12 protein-coding genes are annotated in these 17,880 nt (G+C 45.4%); 7 read left to right on the top strand and 5 right to left on the bottom strand.

Translation table 11 applies throughout. From position 1 onward, the window contains the following. Positions 1 to 25 precede the first annotated feature (25 nt). From DRW07_RS10140 to DRW07_RS10130, 3 genes are all read left to right on the top strand, one after another. Complete coding sequence (locus DRW07_RS10140; RefSeq protein ID WP_124027805.1) at positions 26 to 1,888, top strand: GGDEF domain-containing protein; 1,863 nt, start codon at positions 26 to 28, stop codon at positions 1,886 to 1,888. 171 nt (positions 1,889 to 2,059) lie between these two features. Continuing rightward, complete coding sequence (locus tag DRW07_RS10135) at positions 2,060 to 2,839, top strand: NF038132 family protein (RefSeq protein WP_124027804.1); 780 nt, start codon at positions 2,060 to 2,062, stop codon at positions 2,837 to 2,839. A gap of 163 nt (positions 2,840 to 3,002) precedes the next feature. Continuing rightward, positions 3,003 to 6,884, top strand: coding sequence for a S8 family serine peptidase (locus DRW07_RS10130; protein ID WP_124027803.1), 3,882 nt, complete (start codon positions 3,003 to 3,005; stop codon positions 6,882 to 6,884). A gap of 42 nt (positions 6,885 to 6,926) precedes the next feature. On the opposite strand, the gene DRW07_RS10125 is transcribed toward DRW07_RS10130, so the two are convergent. Together DRW07_RS10125 and DRW07_RS10120 are read right to left on the bottom strand one after the other, a co-directional pair. Continuing rightward, complete coding sequence (locus DRW07_RS10125) at positions 6,927 to 9,332, bottom strand: TonB-dependent receptor (RefSeq protein WP_124027802.1); 2,406 nt, start codon at positions 9,330 to 9,332, stop codon at positions 6,927 to 6,929. 282 nt (positions 9,333 to 9,614) lie between these two features. Further along, positions 9,615 to 10,109 (bottom strand): Lrp/AsnC family transcriptional regulator, encoded by a 495-nt coding sequence (locus tag DRW07_RS10120; RefSeq protein ID WP_205665389.1) that lies wholly within the window; start codon positions 10,107 to 10,109, stop codon positions 9,615 to 9,617. A gap of 118 nt (positions 10,110 to 10,227) precedes the next feature. Here DRW07_RS10120 and DRW07_RS10115 point away from each other — a divergent pair, with 118 nt between their 5' ends. Further along, on the top strand, positions 10,228 to 10,824 hold the full coding sequence (locus DRW07_RS10115; RefSeq protein ID WP_124027801.1) for an OsmC family protein: 597 nt from the start codon (positions 10,228 to 10,230) through the stop codon (positions 10,822 to 10,824). Between the two features lie 27 nt (positions 10,825 to 10,851). On the opposite strand, the gene DRW07_RS10110 is transcribed toward DRW07_RS10115, so the two are convergent. Together DRW07_RS10110 and DRW07_RS10105 are read right to left on the bottom strand one after the other, a co-directional pair. Continuing rightward, a complete protein-coding gene (locus tag DRW07_RS10110) occupies positions 10,852 to 11,292 on the bottom strand; it encodes an SRPBCC family protein (RefSeq protein ID WP_124027800.1) in 441 nt (146 codons plus the stop codon). Next, on the bottom strand, positions 11,289 to 13,598 hold the full coding sequence (locus DRW07_RS10105) for a PilZ domain-containing protein (protein ID WP_124027799.1): 2,310 nt from the start codon (positions 13,596 to 13,598) through the stop codon (positions 11,289 to 11,291). Before DRW07_RS10105 ends, DRW07_RS10110 begins: the two co-directional genes overlap by 4 nt. Before the next feature lie 301 nt (positions 13,599 to 13,899). Here DRW07_RS10105 and DRW07_RS10100 point away from each other — a divergent pair, with 301 nt between their 5' ends. From DRW07_RS10100 to DRW07_RS10090, 3 genes are all read left to right on the top strand, one after another. Then, positions 13,900 to 14,490: a hypothetical protein gene (locus DRW07_RS10100; RefSeq protein WP_124027798.1), complete on the top strand. Its 591-nt coding sequence runs from the start codon at positions 13,900 to 13,902 to the stop codon at positions 14,488 to 14,490. Between the two features lie 169 nt (positions 14,491 to 14,659). Further along, positions 14,660 to 14,956 carry a hypothetical protein gene (locus tag DRW07_RS10095; RefSeq protein WP_124027797.1) on the top strand — a complete coding sequence of 99 codons (297 nt, stop codon included), beginning with the start codon at positions 14,660 to 14,662 and terminating at the stop codon, positions 14,954 to 14,956. Beyond that, positions 14,911 to 15,870, top strand: a complete 960-nt coding sequence (locus DRW07_RS10090) for a methyl-accepting chemotaxis protein (RefSeq protein WP_124027796.1) — start codon at positions 14,911 to 14,913, stop codon at positions 15,868 to 15,870. The genes DRW07_RS10095 and DRW07_RS10090 overlap by 46 nt, the downstream gene beginning before the upstream one ends. Before the next feature lie 63 nt (positions 15,871 to 15,933). On the opposite strand, the gene DRW07_RS10085 is transcribed toward DRW07_RS10090, so the two are convergent. Further along, on the bottom strand, positions 15,934 to 17,874 hold the full coding sequence (locus DRW07_RS10085) for an alpha/beta hydrolase family protein (protein WP_124027795.1): 1,941 nt from the start codon (positions 17,872 to 17,874) through the stop codon (positions 15,934 to 15,936). Positions 17,875 to 17,880 lie beyond the last annotated feature (6 nt).

Raw genomic sequence — 17,880 nt, 5'->3', positions numbered from 1 at the left:
TTAAGGAATCTATGGAGTGGGCGCTGTGTTGAGATGGATGTTTTTATTGGTTGCTGCAACTGTGCACATAAGCGGTTTTGCAGCCACGTTTGTTATTCATCAGTTTGCCTTTGAACAACGAAGTTTCGACGACATTCAAGAAGAGTTAAATGCCCGAATTGACCAAACCGCACCCTCAGCTCAATCAATCGATGCACAGGTAGCGCTAGCAAGCCTGTATGTGCAGTATGAACGGCCTGAACTTCTTTTTGCTGTCGTTACTGCCATTGAACAGTATGAGAGCTATCAGGATAAGCCACTCTATCAAGCCTTGAATTATTTTTTTCGTGGTGTTGGGTATCATCTTCAGCATGATTATGAAGCCGCAGAGGTGTCGTATTCTGCGGGTTTAGCCATTATCGAGAGCAGTGAGATAAATTACCCTAACGGCAGCCTGTACCTCACAACCATTTTTGAAATATATCAGGCTGCGAACGCCACATTTCTTCAAGAATATTCTGACTCGGTGGCAGCGTTAACTGCCCTTAAAAACATCGCCGATCAAAATGAATGGCGATTTTTATCTGCACTCAGCTTGTATTGGCTTGGTGACGTAAACTATGAACTCAAGCACTACGAACAAGCTGAAACCTATTTTAAGCAAGCGAAGACACAGTTTCCTAACGACGCATCCTTATATATTGCCCGCAGCACTATGCGTGAAGCGCAAATGACAAATATCGTTGGTGAGCGCGCTGAGGCCTTTTCTCTTCTCAATCAAGCCATGGTTCAACTAGAGCAAAGTGGTGATGTAGTGTCTCTTGCCTACGCCTATTTATTGCAATCGTATTTTCATGATAAGAATCTTGACCACGACCTTGCGTTAGCGTGGATAGCAAAGTCGGTTGCGCTTCGCGAATCCTTGGGCGTAGACGCCGACATTGCCAATGCGTATGTGCATTACAGTGCTATCCTTGGTCGCAATGGAGATAACGAGCAAGCGCGCTCATATGCAAAAAAAGCCGCGGATCTAGTCGAGGGCACACAAGACCTGACCGGGCAATGGGATGCATTTCACAATTATGCCAATCAGCTATATACGAGCGGTGACTATAAGCGTGCTTATGAATATATGCTGCGTTCTGAACGCGCACTATTGGCCAAAGCGCGCTTAGATATTACTGAAGAAACGGCGCGATTACTGAATCAATTTTCGTTCCAGCAGCAATCTTTGGAAAATCAGTTTTTAGATGAGAAAGCACGCCTGTTACAAACGCAACTCGCGCAAGAGCAGCAAATGAAGTCCAGACAGACGGTAACGATTGTCGCGTTATCCGTTTTTGCTGTTGTGGTATTGATGCTACTTATCCTGATTTATCGACTGTATCTCAACAATAAAAAACTGGCTGTCCAAGACCCGCTTACTTTGCTGAGTAATCGCAGAGAAATTCTAGCTCGCGGTGAGCATGCGTTTGCCATGTGCCAGCGATACAAACAAGCGATGTGTGTATTAATGATCGACATCGACAAATTTAAAGCCATTAATGACAATCATGGACATGATGTGGGTGATAAAGCACTCATACTGGCGGCCAACGCGCTTAAATCTGTATTAAGGAATACTGATAGTATTGGTCGGGTCGGGGGGGAAGAGTTTCTGGTTATTTTGCCTCATTGCACCCAAGATAAAGCAGAGGCCTTGGTCAATCGTATATTTACGGCATTGGGCGACGCCGTTGCAAGCAGTGATTTGCCGATAAGCAACATGACGATCAGCGTAGGGTTATCGATGCTCACTTCAACATCAACAAATTTTATTGAACTGGCTAAATTGGCAGACCAGGCTTTATTTAAAGCCAAAGAACAAGGGCGAAACCAGATGCAGATATATGGCCAAGTCGATGATTAACAGACGCTACTAATTTGAGTCTCTGTTAGGTTTACAAATGTCAATAAATTTTACATTAAAAAATCTTAACAAAATAAAATCTATATAAATTAGAGCTTTACCCTTTGGCATTTGACTTGCTTTCTTTTTGTTATCTAATTTATTTATCTTGTTTTGAGGGATTAAGCAGTTATGAAAAATGTTAAACTTACAATGGTAGCGGGCTTGGCTAGCCTGTTGCTGGCAACATCAGCCAATGCCGCATTGGTTTTTTCCACCACAGGCAACGGTGGAACGGATGGCACGGCTAACGGCGACATTACAGCCTCACCGGAAGGTGGCACTTTTAATTACGTTACCACTGATGGTGGTGTAGCTACTAACGGACTCGGGTTGGGTAATACCCAGGATGGTTCAGAGACGGTTGGATCAGTTATGACCTCTTCACTGTTTGATGTAGAAGCTGGAGATGACCTAACCTTTTTCTTCAACTATATCACTTCGGATGGTGCTGGTTACGCCGATTATGCGTGGGCGCAGTTATTGGATAACAATAACAATGTGGTAGAAACACTGTTTACTGCACGCACTACAGAAGGCGGTGACACGGTTCCTGGCTTCAATATGCCTCCTATTAGTGTTAATTTGAATCCAAGCTCAACGCCGATACTCGCCAACTTGACCACTTTTGATCTGTTGGGCGGAGATTCGGGTCGTTGTTATGATGATGGCTGTGGTAACACTGGTTGGATAAAATCTTCTTATGTATTTGCTGCAGCTGGCTCATATTCATTGTCATTTGGTGTCGTGAATTGGAATGACGGGCTTTTTGATTCAGCCCTATTATTTGACAATATTGCCCTTAACGATGTTGTAATCGACAAACCCCAGGTTGATGCGTCAGCACCGGGTATGATTGCACTATTGGGCTTGGGCCTTGCGGGCATTGGCCTTCGTCGCAGAATGAAATAAGCAATATTTTTAAAACGAAAAAGCCGGTATCTACCGGCTTTTTTTATGTCTGCGATACGTTAAACCTCTCGTTATCCTGAATTACATTTTGTATCACATTGCCTTTCAATCACTTGTTACTCTTTCGTTGGTTGCTTATTAAATCATCATAAGGGAAAAGGAAGTGAAAACTCGTTCTAGGTTTTATGTCATTGCAATAGTGCTGGCATTAGTCTACACCTGCACAATGAGTGCTGTGTTGGCAAACACAAAAGTGCTGGAAAACCGTTATATAGTGGAACTGCAAACGCCCGAGACTAGCAGTATGGCCGCTGGGATAAGTCAGAATGTTGCAGCGAAGCGCACCAGTATAGAAAGTATGCAGCACGTGTTTTTGCAATCTATGCAATCAAGCTTGCCCTCTGTCGCAGTGAAAAGGCAATTTTCCACTTTGATCAATGCGATTGAAGTAAAGGCTGAAAAGGACGATGTTGAAAAGCTATTGGCCCGTCCAGAAGTCAAAAACATCTACCCAGTAAAACTGAGGTATGGCCATCTCGATGCCAGTCACCAGATTATCAATAGTGTTGAAGCCTGGACGCTACTGGGCGGACAAAGTGAAGCTGGAAAAGACATAAAAATCGCCATTATTGATTCTGGTATAAGGCCTGAAAACCCCATGTTTGACGACAGTGGATTTACCGAGCCTGATTTGTCAGACAATCTTTGGCTTCAGCAAAACCCTGACTACTGTCGCAAAGACGGCGGCGACCCCAACTTCTGTAACAACAAGGTGATTATTGCCAGAGTTTTTGTGCCGACTGACGACGCGATATTTCCAATCGGGCCTGATGACATGACGCCGTTAGATATTAACCGCCATGGAACCCATGTGGCTGGGATCGCGGCAGGCAATCCGGTTTCCATCACTTATGAGGGCGTAGATGTGGATATTTCCGGTGTGGCACCGGGAGCGCGCTTAATGGTGTACAAAGCCCTATTTGATAACAGTGGCATAGTGATTGGGACGGATGCCATGCTGCTAGAAGCGTTAGAGGCCGCGGTTAAAGATGGGGCCGATGTGATCAATAACTCCTGGGGCTCTATTCAGACAGGGACGCCAGAAGACTCTGTGTTTGCCAGTGTGTTTGCAGAAGCAGAAGCGCAAGGTGTGGTGATTGTTAGCTCAGCGGGTAACAACGGCGGTTTTTCAACGGGCATTAATTGCCCTGGTTGCATAGAAGCCGGACTCACGGTGGCTAACAGTTTCCATGGTCGTGTTTTTGGTCACCAGATTTCGTATGGTAACAATTCGTTGGTTGGCTCAGCGGGAGAAACACTGCAAGTGTTTAGTGATTTGACCGGCCCATTAACCAGATTGTCAGCATCCGATTTCCCCATGAATAACGTATGCTCACCGTTACCGCCTCTGGCCCTGCAAAACCAAGTTGTGCTGATGGAATACAGTAACCAGTGCTTCTTTTTTGATTTTGTTAGTAATATCGAACAAGCGGGTGCCAAAGCATTACTGCTTTACGAATCGCCCTTGTTTGCTGGCAATAGCATGCGACCATTCAGGCAGTTTTCGCATACCGGGGAGTTACCTGTACTGGGTTTGACTCAAAAAGCGGCAAATGCGCTCATTGCACTTGATGGTAATACGGAAACCCAGATTTCGATTACCGGTACCCGTGAGGCGCTTGTCGATGCAGAGGCCGTCAACCAGCTCAATCCAGGCAGTTCGACAGGCCCAAATCTAAATCCTAATGTACTAAAACCAGATATCACGGCACCTGGCACGGATATCCTTTCCGCCGCCGCACCTGAGCCCGACATTGGCTTTCCATTTAATTCCCCTGCTTTACCACCAGGTTCGCCTCCGGTCGCTAGTGGCGAACCTGCTTATGCCATGCTTTCGGGTACCAGTATGTCTTCGCCTCAAGTTGCGGGAGCAGCGGCTTTGCTAAAGCAAGCCTTCCCGCAGTGGGATGCTGTGCAGATTAAAACAGCACTGACATCCACATCAGACAAAGTCGTACTGTCAGGCGATGGCTCAGCCACGCCATTTCAGCAAGGCGCCGGGCTTATGAATATTGCTGCAGCCATGAATACAAAGATGACGTTTGCACAGAGCTCCCATGCCAATGGTGCGTGTATAGGATCCTGCAGCTTTACCAACACCATTAAAAACGTAACCGATGAACCGCTTGAAATTAGTCTTGATGTTACGTTGGATACACCCGAAGCCGCGGTTTTTGTTGCCAATGGTTACTTAGCGCTAACTGAACAAAATGGCACATCGCCATCCGCAGATATTGCATTCACAATCGATACATCAGATGTGGCCCCGGGCACTTGGGTATTTGGAGACGTGACAGTGTCTGCCAATGGGCATGAACAAAGACTGCCGATTGCCGTGTTTGCCAATGATAATAGCGATACAGGGATACTCAGTACCAGCCTAACAGAGTTATCTAATGGGGAAGTAGAGGCCCGCACCCGCATCCGTAATTTAGGTTTTGAAGAGGCGCCGCGTCTTAACGTGACAGTGCCAGACTTTGCGGCAATTGATGCCTCTAGTCTCAATGTCACGCTAGAGAACGGCGAGTCGTCTGAGTTACGACTGTCTGATTCAGGTGAGTTGATATGGCAAGGGGAGTTAAACGCTGGGCAATTAGCACTCAATTCCACGTTACCATGGGGCAATCAAACACTCAAAGACAAGGGTGTTAGCCCTGTACAATGTGCAGAAGGCTGTATGAATTTTTCAAAGAACGTGTCGTTTTCTTTTGAATATTTAGGTGATACTTACTCAGGCCTTACTGTGTCCAGTAATGGTTTTATCGTGGTCGGTGAAACACCTCTTACACCGTTTGATATGGTTCCGCCTAATGCCTTTCCATCTGAAGATAATGTGAACAACATTATTGCGCCTCTATGGGCAAATTTTGATTTGAAAGACCCGCAAGATCCCTTTGACCAAGGCAATGGTGCGCTTTATATCGATACTGTTATACGAGACGGAAGCCGCTATTTGATTGTTGAATGGCATGGCGTTTCCCAATTTGGTTTTGACGATGCAGGCAGCGCAGAAACCTATACATTTCAGGTCATTATCAAAGAAAATTCCGACGAAATTACGTTTAACTACATCAATGTTAATACGCTGCCCTATGCCATTATCGGCGCTGAAAACCATGATGCCACCTTGGGGGTAACCTATTACAATGGTCAAGATAATAGCAACCTGCCTTTACCTATAGTACAGGACAGTGTATCGCTTGCTTTGTCTGGTCAACCTTCCGGCAGTGCGGAGATTAATTACATTATCTCATTGCCTGAGCAGCTTGTCACAACCGCGACCGATCAGTTCTTAATGGAAGAGGACACGATAGCAACATTTGATGTACTGCAAAATGACGGCACGCCATTGGATGTGGTGGTATCGGCGAATTTGCAGGCGTTGGCATTACCGACTACGGCTAAACGGCTTTTCAAGCGAACGTCGCCCACTCCGGATGAGAGTAAACTCACCGTTGTTGATGGTCCACTCAGCGGCACAGCAACCGTTGAAAGCGGGAAAGTTCGTTACCAACCTAATAGCCAATTTTTCGGTACAGACAGTTTCTGGTACCAGGTGAGTAGTGCAGACGATGTGCTCTCGTTGCCAACACAAGTGTTTGTTACAGTGACCCCTGTTAACGATGCGCCGGTTATTTTGCCTGTTGAAACACAAACCGTCGCGTTAGGAGATAGCGTGACGATCACGGTAAACGGGCAGGATTACGACGGTGATTCACTGACGTGGGGCTGGCAACAAACAGGCGGCCCTCAAGTCACCTTAAGTGCAAATGCCAATACGCTAAACGTGAGCACCGCTAACCTTGATGAAAGTACCACTTTGGTATTTTCGGTCACCGCTTCTGACGGTCAGGCTACAAGTAGTGCCGTGACAGCACAGGTGAGGGTGGAGTCACAAATTAGTGGCGGCGGATCGTCGTTCTGGATTCTACTTTTATGTATTGTAGGTTTCATTTTTGGCGTAAAGAAGGGCTTGAGCGAGTAATGTGATAGCGCTGGCGAGGATGCCAGCGCTATGTTGTGGTTATTATTCGAAGAACATTCTGACAGTCACACCGAAAGTGCGAGGCTGATTGGTTCGATACGCCAGTCTTGCACGCCCGCCCCTTTCTCTGTCGAATGATAATAGTGCATTCTCATCGAAGGCATTATTGATGTACACAAGGGCTTCCCACTCGTCGTAAACAAAACCTGCTGAGAGGTTGACAATATTATAACTGCCTAGCTCTAAATCTACATTGGTGACTTCAGCACCAGTTGCACCACCAAACGGCAATCCAGAAACAAATGCACCTGCACCTGGTACTTGATCACTGGGTTGTGTGTATCTATCTCCAACATACTGCCAAGACGCTGAAAGGTAGGATTCCTCTGAACCAAACAGCGGCGTGGACAGATTGTATGTTGATGACAGTGCGAACTGCAGCTCAGGAACAGAAGCAAGTCTATTGCCTGACTCAACACCACCTAAGACATTGCCAAATCCATCGATAACCGTAGAGTCAAACTCAGACTCTAACCAGCTACCCGCGAATGACACGAAGAGGTTTTCTGTCGCTTGGCGGGTGATTTCAAATTCGACACCACTACTGGTAGCTTCGGGTACATTGAAGACTACGCGTGAAGAGCATGAACCGGCATCTAGCGTTACCTGAAGGTCTTCAATATCGTTATAGAAGGCAGCGAAGTTTGCAGTCCAACCCCGAGAAATCGACTTTATGCCAACCTCATAATTGATTAGCTTTTCATCGTCGTAATCTTGGAACGCACCGAATACGTCGACGTCTTCTGGCTCACAAAGATTGACGTTTAAGGGGTCATTTACACCACCGAGCCTGAAGCCCTGAGAGACCTGACCATTAATACTCACAGTATCATTCAGCTCATAATTGGCGATAAGCCTAGAGTTAAAGCCATCTGAGGTGGTGGAATCTACCTGATCATCGCCCGCTGAAAACAGACCGCCCGACGTAAATCGTCTAGACTCTTCATAGTCATACCAGCGGCTGCCGAATGTAACGTCCAGTTTGTCGGTCATTTCATAGGTAAGCTCACCAAATACAGACATTTGTTCGAGATCATAAGGTAAATCCGCTGCATATGGAGAATCTGCTGGTGCGACTCCGTTTCTGATAGACGCAGAGAAACCTTCGCCAAAAGATGCATCAACCAATGCATCGTATCCAGGCGTGGGTAAGCGTTGGGTGTATGTGCGCTGTGTATCTGAATAAAAGGCACCAAATAACCATTGCAGTTCGTCGTCACCAGTAGATGCCGCTCTTATTTCAACAGTGTCTTGTTCTACTTCTGTGCGGTCTCGCAAATTGGAAGGTCTTACAACTTGGGCGGCGTCTGTAGTAAACAAATCAACGGTCACACTGCCTGTTAGGGCACTGGCGTCACGACTTACCAAGATGTCTCTGTCTGTATAGCTGTATACAAACGTATAATCAACATTATCGGTAGACAAAACAGCCGTCACATCCGCAATAAAAGTATCATCATTAAAGCCTTCGCGTTGCAATAGGTACTGCTCGCGTTCGCCGAGTTGGATCGCCGGTCGGGTAGTTGTATATGGGTTCGCTAACAGGTTATACACTTCTTGGCGGTTATAGCCGTCCATATCCAGCTCTTGGAAAACAATTCTTGGCGTGATAACTAACTCGTCGGTGGCCTGCCATACCAAGGCGATTCGTCCACCTGTTCTATCTCCCCCATTTACGTCTTCGACACGCGCACCATTCTCACCGAGAGCGTCAACAAAACCGGCATAATCGGTGCGATAAACCACCGCCCGCATGGCCAGTTTATCCTCTACTAAGGGACTATTAACCATGGCTTTGATATGCCCACCTGTATCGCCGTCGCTTAACGTGTTGAGATTTGCCTCGACCGATGCTTCGAAAAAATCTAATACTGGTTGATTGGTGATGTATCTCAACGTACCACCGATAGAACCTGAGCCAAATAGCGTGCCTTGTGGACCACGCAAGGTTTCCACCCTTGCCAAGTCATAAAGGTCCAAATCAGGTGTAAACAAAGATAACGAGATAACACTCTCGTCGAGGTACACACCTACTTGTTCTTTTACGCCTGGTTGGTCACGGATAACCTGCCCAGCTGACACACCGCGTATGGCTACTTGGCTTTGCCCTGGCCCTAAGTTTTGAATAGACACCCCCGCTACGTTGCGGGTTAAATCCTCAAGGCTATTTGCGCCCGAGCGTTCGATGTCTTTTTGCGTTTGTGCATTAATGGAAAAAGGCACATTTTGAATGCTGGTAGCCCGCTTAGTTGCGGTTACCATGATGCGCTCTAGGTCGGGGTCATCTTCAGCCTCTTCCTGTGCAAATACGGGTGTGGCGATCAGACCGCTTACTGCCAGCGCAAGCAGAGACTTTGAATATTTGTGTGGTAAGGGAAATGTAAGCATAGTGTTTCCTTTTTATTGGGCTAGGCCCTTTTTAGTTTTTTATGACACAACACATCACTCACCATCAGGTTAATAAGCTCAAGTTATTGTATGAACACCAAAACACACGATGGAAAGTGAAGAACTTTATTGTTAGTTATAAGGTTTAGTTGAAAAAACAGATTATTCCACTATTCCTGTAAGGTTTTATCTTAAAACTTAAGGGCTTGGCCTTACTTCTTGAGCAAAAGACCAACACTCTGTTTCACCGTTTGCACCTACGTGTAAAGGCCATGATGAAATTTATGAGGTAACGTGTGGCGACAAACTGATAGGAAGCGCGCATGTATGTTTAACCTGGTCAAGCACAAACAGGGTTTGTGCATCGCGAACTTCAGGAAATTCACGCAGTGTCTTAAGCAGAAAATGAGACAATTCTTTATTATTTCTTGCAACCACTTTCATCAAGTGATCGAATTGACCTGACAGTGAATAACATTCCAGCACAAGTGGGTGCTCCAGAACCGCTGTCTTGAACGAATCAAAGGCGGCTTCATTGCGCTGATTGATGTTAACCTGAACATAAGCCATAACACCAAACCCTGCTTTTTCGGCATCCAATAAAGCGGCATAGCCTTTGATGATTCCGCTCTCTTCCAACGCTCTTGTTCTGCGTAAACACGTTGATTCTGACATATTGGTTGCTTTCGCAAGTTCTACTATTGGCATGCGCCCATGTTGCTGCAAGGTTTCAAGAATAATTTTATCTTGTTCGATGGTCATGGTGATAAACGTCACTATCTTGTGCTTTTATGAAGAATAGCATCACAAAAGCTCGATTCAAGTGAGATTGTGATGACTCTCATCACCCTATTTGCAGTAGCATAGTGCCTTGAACAAACGGGAGAAAAACAAGATGTCACAAGAAAAACGTTATCGAGTGGGCGAGCTTAGTGCTGAACAGCCTGCTACTTCTCAGTACACGCCTTCTACTTTCTCAAAAGCGCACCATCCAGAACCCTACCGGTTCGAAGTAAACCTCAGTGCGGAGTCTGGCAATATGCAAAGTAAAACCGGTGTTGTATCAGTTAATATCCCAGGCTTTAGCCCTGTTAAGCTGTATTGTGATGAGCAACCGCCTGTGGGTGAGGATACCGCTCCACCACCGCTAGCTTTTTTTTCAGCCGGTATTGGATTTTGTCTTATGACACACCTCACGGATATTTTGACGGCCAGAAAAATAAAAGTAGACAGCTTAAAGCTGGAACAGCGTATTGTTTTTAAAACGAACCTTGGGCACATGCGAGAGCATGGATATATGACAGACGGCGGCTGTGACTTAGTTGAAACCCACGTCATAATTGATAGCCCAGAGCCTGAAGAGCGTATTAAAGATTTGCTCAATGAGGCTGAAAACGGCTGTATGGCCCACTTTGCCCTGAGAAATCCGATTCCCTGGTCAACACGTCTGGTTTATAACGGTAAAGAAGCTATCAGCCGTTCTGGCAGCTAACTGAGCGTTAGTCAAACAATCAGATGCTTACGTCAGTCGGTTCTCGGCAGCAAATTGTTGTAACTTCGTGAGCATTTGATCCAGTTCGCGCTGTAGTGCCCATTTCAGAATAAAATTGGGCACAGGTGAATTCGATGTGCAGGTGATGCTGTATTCAAAGAGACATCGACCCGTATCGCATGGCGTCCACTTAATTTTGCCCATGTGGTGTTTTACGGGCACGCGATCACCAATTACTTTATAGTGTAGCTCGGTATCGGTAACGAAGACTATTTCTTCTTTAAACTTCGCTATGCCAACGTCAACAAGGCGAATGGCTCCCAGCCCGTTAGGGTTTTCTGAATCAGATTTGCGGACTAATGAGAATTTGGCGTTAAAGAATCGATCTAAATTGATATGGTCCAAAAAAATCTTTTGCAACTGGCGAGGGGGTAGATGGACTTCGCCTTTCGTATACACTTCTATCATGAGGGCTTTTCCGGGCTAATTCCGCTCTTTAGTAACGATTGATGAAAAGGCGATACATTACTCATAGTTAAAACATGCGTATAGACTGTTGGCACGGTTTTTAGCTTCTCGTAAGCTTCCATATCAATTTTAGATATCTGCGCTAAACGTTTTGCGGTTAACGGGGTAGTTTCTGACTGGCATTTAATCGCATTGAGTTGGGTGACACAAGCTTCTACCTCGCCTTTTAAAACAAAGCCTGCAATTTGATGTCTGACTTTGCCAAACAAGAAGTTTTGTTCTGGAACAAAGATAATCTGCCGGTCTTTTTTTCGCATTGCATGAATGACCTGGGCGTCTTGTTCAGCTTGGCTCAGCATCCGATAGAGAATCTCAGATTTAGGTTTGGTCGCATCTTTGTCTGCCAAAAATCCATGTAGCAATACTTGATGATTGGTTTGTTCGAAGGGGTAGAGGTCGGTACACTTATTGTCTATATACACCGTGCGCAAGCGTGAAAATAATTGTCGGTGCTGCGTTATTAATACACACGCACAGGGCAAGTTACGAATGCTCAGTTCCCATAAAAAACGATGAATATTTTTCTGTTGGTTGGCAATGTCTCTCTGCTTGAAGTAGCCAGAATTTGAGCGCATTAATCCGTGTATACCGCTTTGTACATTGGTCGGTACTTTTAGTCTTACTACCTGAGTCGAAGTATCAAAATGAACAACATCATATTTTTGGTTGCGCAGCTTTAACTCTGGCACCGAAACTCTGATCTGCTGATCAAGCTTGGCCATGTTTTCACCTTCCAGTTTAAGCTTTAAACCAGAAATGGATAAATCCTGGAGTACTGCGCTGTGAGCTTTAAAAAATCCGCTTTTGACCGAGGCTTGTTTATTCATTATATATCTTGGCTCAGCGCGGCGGTCCAGCTCAGGTTCCATCACTATGGCAATGGGGTCTAAGCGTTCTTGGTCTATAATGGCCGACGGAAATGCTTTCATTTGGGTTGAGTCCGGCACCTTTAACTTACCTACCCATTGGGTGATATCTTTGCAGAATAAGATATGTGACAGCACACCGAGCGTAGGATAGTCCCGGCTTTGGATATCGTGAATAGAAAAGGCGGCCTCCCTGTGCTCAGCGGATATCTCGCACAAACGAAATTGCAACACCGTGTATTCATTTGACGCCATCACCATTTTAATAAAGGGGGCGAGCAGTTTGTTGGCAACCAGCTCTCTGTGCGTGGCACAGACGGTGACATCGCCTTTTTTAGTATTGAACGTGCCCTTGAGTAAAAATGTCTCACCAAATTTTTTTAGTTCCCGCATGATACGCGTCAGACTCTTCGTATTAGGGAAATGAGATAGCGTTTCAAATCCATGATTGAACTCAAAGTTCACTTTCGTCATCAGTGCCTTACTTACCTGATAAACCCCATTTTTACAGGTTAAAAAGGCCGGGATCCAGGGGCTGTGGGCAAAGATATGGTCGCGGTCCAAGTCCTGTAGTACGCGTTCTACTTCCAGTTCTCGTTCAAGGGGAAATTGGTTAACAGAGCGAGCTACAAATGTCTCAACGCGCTGTACAAGCTTTTTGTCTGTTTGGGGGGCTATTTCAAACTCTGTTTCAAAGCGATTACTGACTTGATTAAATTCACTACCGACTTTGCGAAACTTGAGTATGGTGCCGGCTGAACATAAGCCTTTCACTTCAGGAAATACAAAGGTAAATAAGTCGTCCTCCGGGGCCTCATGGGGCATACGTTTTGACTGCACTTTCATGCGTCGCCCCGACAAGGAAGACAGTATACACGCCTTATTTTTTTCAAAATGACTGGAAGTTACACTGAAGTTGGGCGAAATAGCCAGGTCACTGCCAAAGTCAATATCATCAAAAGATTGTGCTTGAACCGTAAATGCACTGACAATTTTTTTCTGCTGCTCTTGTTTAATATGAGACTGATAATGTTCAGAACTCATCACAGATTCGAAGACGCCAACAGTATATCTGTCAAAATATTTTGCGGTTTCTTGTTCTAGTATTTGCCTGCCCACCTTATCCAGGCGCATAGAAATACCAAAGTGCTTGAATTTTTTAATAGGAAAACTGGCAAACGCTGAATTGTCTGCGGAAGCATCGGTTAGGGAAGTGAGGCGTATCACCTCGTCACGAATAATGTTTCTGACTTTGGCGGGCAACCTTGAAGAAAACTTGTTAAGGCCTTCCAAGAGTTTATTCTCTTGTTGATAAGGAATTAACGCATCAATCAGTTTCTTATACTGTTTGATAATGTCTGCTTCAGAATTCGTGCTCATAGGTGCTTCAACAGTTACTACGTGCGAGATTACGCATTGACAACTCGCTTACATAAACAACGATATCGCAATCACAGTGGCATCACCACACTTTTGTTTGTTGTGTAGTCAATAGTACTTATCGTAGATAATATCCATCTAGACGCATTACGTAGGCGTTAGCCGAGTGTGTTGGTAAGCCCCTTTCATGGGGGACATTCTGTTGATGTGAAAATAGAAAAAACGTACTATGAACCAAGCTGTTTTAGGCTGCCTAATCAGGCCCTAACTATTACCCACTGTATCAGTGCAAGGAATTATCATGCAGATCATACTTCCGTTACTTGTTGGCGGAATACTTTTTTCTTCTACCGCTGTTGCTTCTGACTCACTGGCTGAAGCCGCAAAAAAAGCCGTTAACTGCAGCAACATCAGCGATGCAGATGCCCGATTAGCCTGTTTTGATGCAGCCAGTAAAAGACTCTCCGCGCTTTTGGCTCCTGAGATGGTCGCCAAGCCTGCTGAAACGCCAGTAAAACCCACCACGCCTGTGAAGCCCGCGCCAGCAAGAACTGAAACAGTTGCTGCGAAGCCTGATGTTAAGAAAAAGGCTGAGTCAATCGAGGAAGAAACCTTACCCACTTGGGCATCAGGGCCTCGTCACACTGAAGAAGAGCGAAAGCAGGATTCTGATGACTTTACAGCGACCATTGTACGTATCACCAGTAATAACCTTGGTAGGCACAGGTTTTACACTGAAGATGGGGCTGTGTGGGAACAGACCCAATTGGTAAAAGTAAGAAAACCTCGTTCGCTACCCGCCGTTGCCGAATTCCGCCGGAAAATGACGGGTAATCCAGTAATTTCCTTTGAAAATTCAGGCCGCTCATACCGCGTCAGACGAATTAAATAACGCAAATTGCTACGTTGATAAAACCCGCTATTCAATGGCGTATTCATCACCAAATTACTATTGATTGGTCGGTGAATGCGTCTTGGCGCGGTGCGTCTTTTCCGTTTTATTGATTTTGTGAACAAATAGGCTATTCCTTGTAGATACCAAAACACGAATTAGTGGGTCTATGATTAGCTTAAGCCAGTTATCTATACGCGGAAAGTTTGCTATTCCATTGGTCATCATTACCTTGATGGTCATTATAATTAGCGTGCTCAGTATCAGCAGTAGTCAGCGGCTGTCTGATGAAGCGAGTCAATTGTCTGAAATATTCGTGAGTGGCATCGATTTATCGTTGAATGCAGACCGAGACTTATACCAAGCGTTAACAGCCAGTCAGAGCTTTGTCATTGCCAGTGAAATGAACTCATCGACGTCATGCGTAATATTAGTGACGGTGAAGGTGACCTTAAGAGCCGTTTAGATGCTAATGGCAAGGATGAAATAGCAGAATTAGCTAACGTATTTAATCGGTTAATGGATAATTTACAGCAACTCATCATTGCCATTAAATCTGACTCTACCGACTTAAATAGTGCAGTTACCCAACTCAATGAATCTTCTTCACGAAATATCAACATCGTTAATGAGCAGAATGTAAACCTCGACCAGATTGCTACAGCGATCACTGAATTGACCCATGCTGTTCGCGAGGTGGCTCGTAATTCACAAGATGCTCTCACTGAAACGCGTCATACTAAAGAAGAAAGCGAAAAATCAACCCAGTCGGTGGTCCGGTCGGTTCAAACGATTGAATCACTGTCTAACGTGATGAGCCATGCCTCCGGCGTGATAGCTGAACTGGCTAATGAGTCCAAAAGCATTATTACAGTGCTCGATGTGATTCGGGATATCGCAGATCAAACAAATTTATTGGCACTCAATGCGGCAATAGAGGCGGCCAGAGCGGGTGAACAAGGACGTGGCTTTGCTGTAGTCGCTGATGAGGTAAGAACGCTTGCCAGCCGTACTCAGCAATCCACAGAAGATATCAATCGCATGTTGAGTGGCCTTGGGAACAGAGTTGGTGAAGCTGTCACTGCTATAAAAACCGGCAATGAAGAAGTGGTCCAGGTTGTGGATTTATCCAACCAGCTAAAAGAAACGTTAGATTCGGTTAGCCGCTCAGTGGATTTGGCCAATGAGCGTATCTATCAGATTGCCACTGCTACAGAAGAGCAAAGTGAAGTGACTGATGAAATTAATAATAATATGTCCTCCTTGCACAGTTTAAGTCAACAAGCCACGCAAACGATCAATGGTTCTACATCAGTAATGTCTTCAGTAGAAAAGACGGCAAAAGGACTATTTGGAAATATTGGACGCTTTAACGTTTGATATAAAAACCCCCTCATGCGAGAGGGGGTAGCTTTCTTAATCGGATAGTGTTGTTAATATTTACTAAAAACCACACTTAGTATCAAAGAACTCAAAGAGTTGTGGGAACCACTGCATATTTTGTTCAAACATCAATGGGCTGTGACCCATATCAGGAATTTCAATATACTGGTAATCTTTGCCTGCTTTTTCAAGCCCCTCTACAAAGCGTCTGCTGTGCTCTACCGGAACGGTTGTATCAAAGTCACCGTGTACGATGAGCATGGGTTTGTTCACTTTGTCTGTGAAGTCTACCGGAGATACACCATCAATAGTTGGCTTTTGGAATAAACGCAGGAAGCTGCTTCCTGAAAGGCCACCACGAATGCGTGTTAGGTCAGAAACGCCCGCACCAGAGACGATACAGTTAAACATGTCATTAGCACGAGTCGCGGCCACATAAGCGGCGTAACCACCATAACTCCATCCGAATATAGCAAGTTTGTCTTTGTCAGCAATGCCACGTTCTACCAATGCATTCATGCCATCTTCAATGTCATCCTGCATTTCATGGCCCCACTTTTTATCACCAGCCATCCAGAATGATTTACCCAATTCTGTCGAGCCACGGTAGTTAGGCTGGAATACGGCATAACCGCGGTTAGCAAGCATTTGCGCCCAGCGGTCGTAACCATATTCATCGCGAACCCAAGGGCCACCATGGGGCATAGCGATGGTGGGAAATGGTCCTTTCATATTGTTTGGCAAGGTAACGTATCCGGATACTTCTAAGCCGTCTCTTGCTTTGTACGTGATCACTTCTACAGGTGATAACGATTTCGCTTTGATTTCGGTAGATGCCGTAATTACAGGGGCAACTTTACCGTCTTTCAACAAGAACCAACTGCCTGGATCTTGCGGACCAGTGGTATAAATCAGAGAGGTTTTTCCATCTTCTGATACACGTTCTATTCTTACAATACGATCAGGGAATGCCTGCTGTAATCCGCGGTGCAGTGGGCCATAGGTCTCATCAATAAAATATTGCTGTGTACCTTTTTTGTCAGCATAGGTATAGCCTACCACTTTTGTACCGTCTGCCAGTCTGGGAGAACGTATCACGCTTAATGCATCAAAGCCTTCGGTTTTGAAGATTAATTCGCGTTTACCGTTGCGAATATCTACTGTGTATATACCTGTGTAGTTGCTTCCGTTCTCGTTGGAACGAATGGTCGCTAAATGTGGCTTGTCAGGATCAAAGAAGCCCAGTACGGCAAAATCATCACGAGCGGTTGCACGTAATCTGCCAACTTCTTTCCATTCATCTTCCGCTGACACACGAGCAAGCGAAACAATATCCACATTACTGGCGTCATACTCTTGTGCGCCGCGAGCATTACCTGAACGATCCCAAATATAGCTACTGAAACGGTCGTTGCCTTTTAATACCAGACTACGCGTTCCATCTTCCAAATTTACTTTATAATAGTTGGCAGGGCTGCCACGCTCTTCATTATGAGCAACCAACACGTGGTCAGGATCGTCGGCAAGAATATTCACCACCCTACCAATTCCCAGTCGGGCCATGATATTACCGCCTGTATCACGAATACTGGTGCGATTCGTAGTGCGAATCAATGACGTCCATTCTTTGGTTTTCACATTGTAAGACGCCGTTCTGCTGAGGTATACAGGGCGCCCGCCATTCTCGGTTTGAAAGTAGAAGTTAACAATTAAGAACGTATCGTTTGCCCATCGCAAGCTCTGAGGTACTAAACCTTCAGGCTGGATAGCTTGCAATGTGCCTCTGATATCGCTGGTTTCAAATATAAAAAGCTCGGGTAGTCCGCCGCGTTCACGACGCATCAGCATGGCCATACGCTCAGCATCTGGAGACATATCCAGATCGCGTACCTGCATAGTGTCTGCCCAGGCTTCAACGGGCACGGGCTCAGGCTTGGCCTGAGAGAAAAACGGCACGCTGCTAATAAGCGCTACCGTGAACAGTGTTTTTAAAATCTGCATTTAAAC

Source organism: Paralteromonas sediminis, from assembly GCF_003820355.1.
GTDB lineage: Bacteria > Pseudomonadota > Gammaproteobacteria > Enterobacterales > Alteromonadaceae > Alteromonas_F > Alteromonas_F sediminis.
The sequence above is the reverse complement of the archived record's forward strand: the minus strand, read 5'-3'. Positions and strand labels throughout refer to the sequence as shown.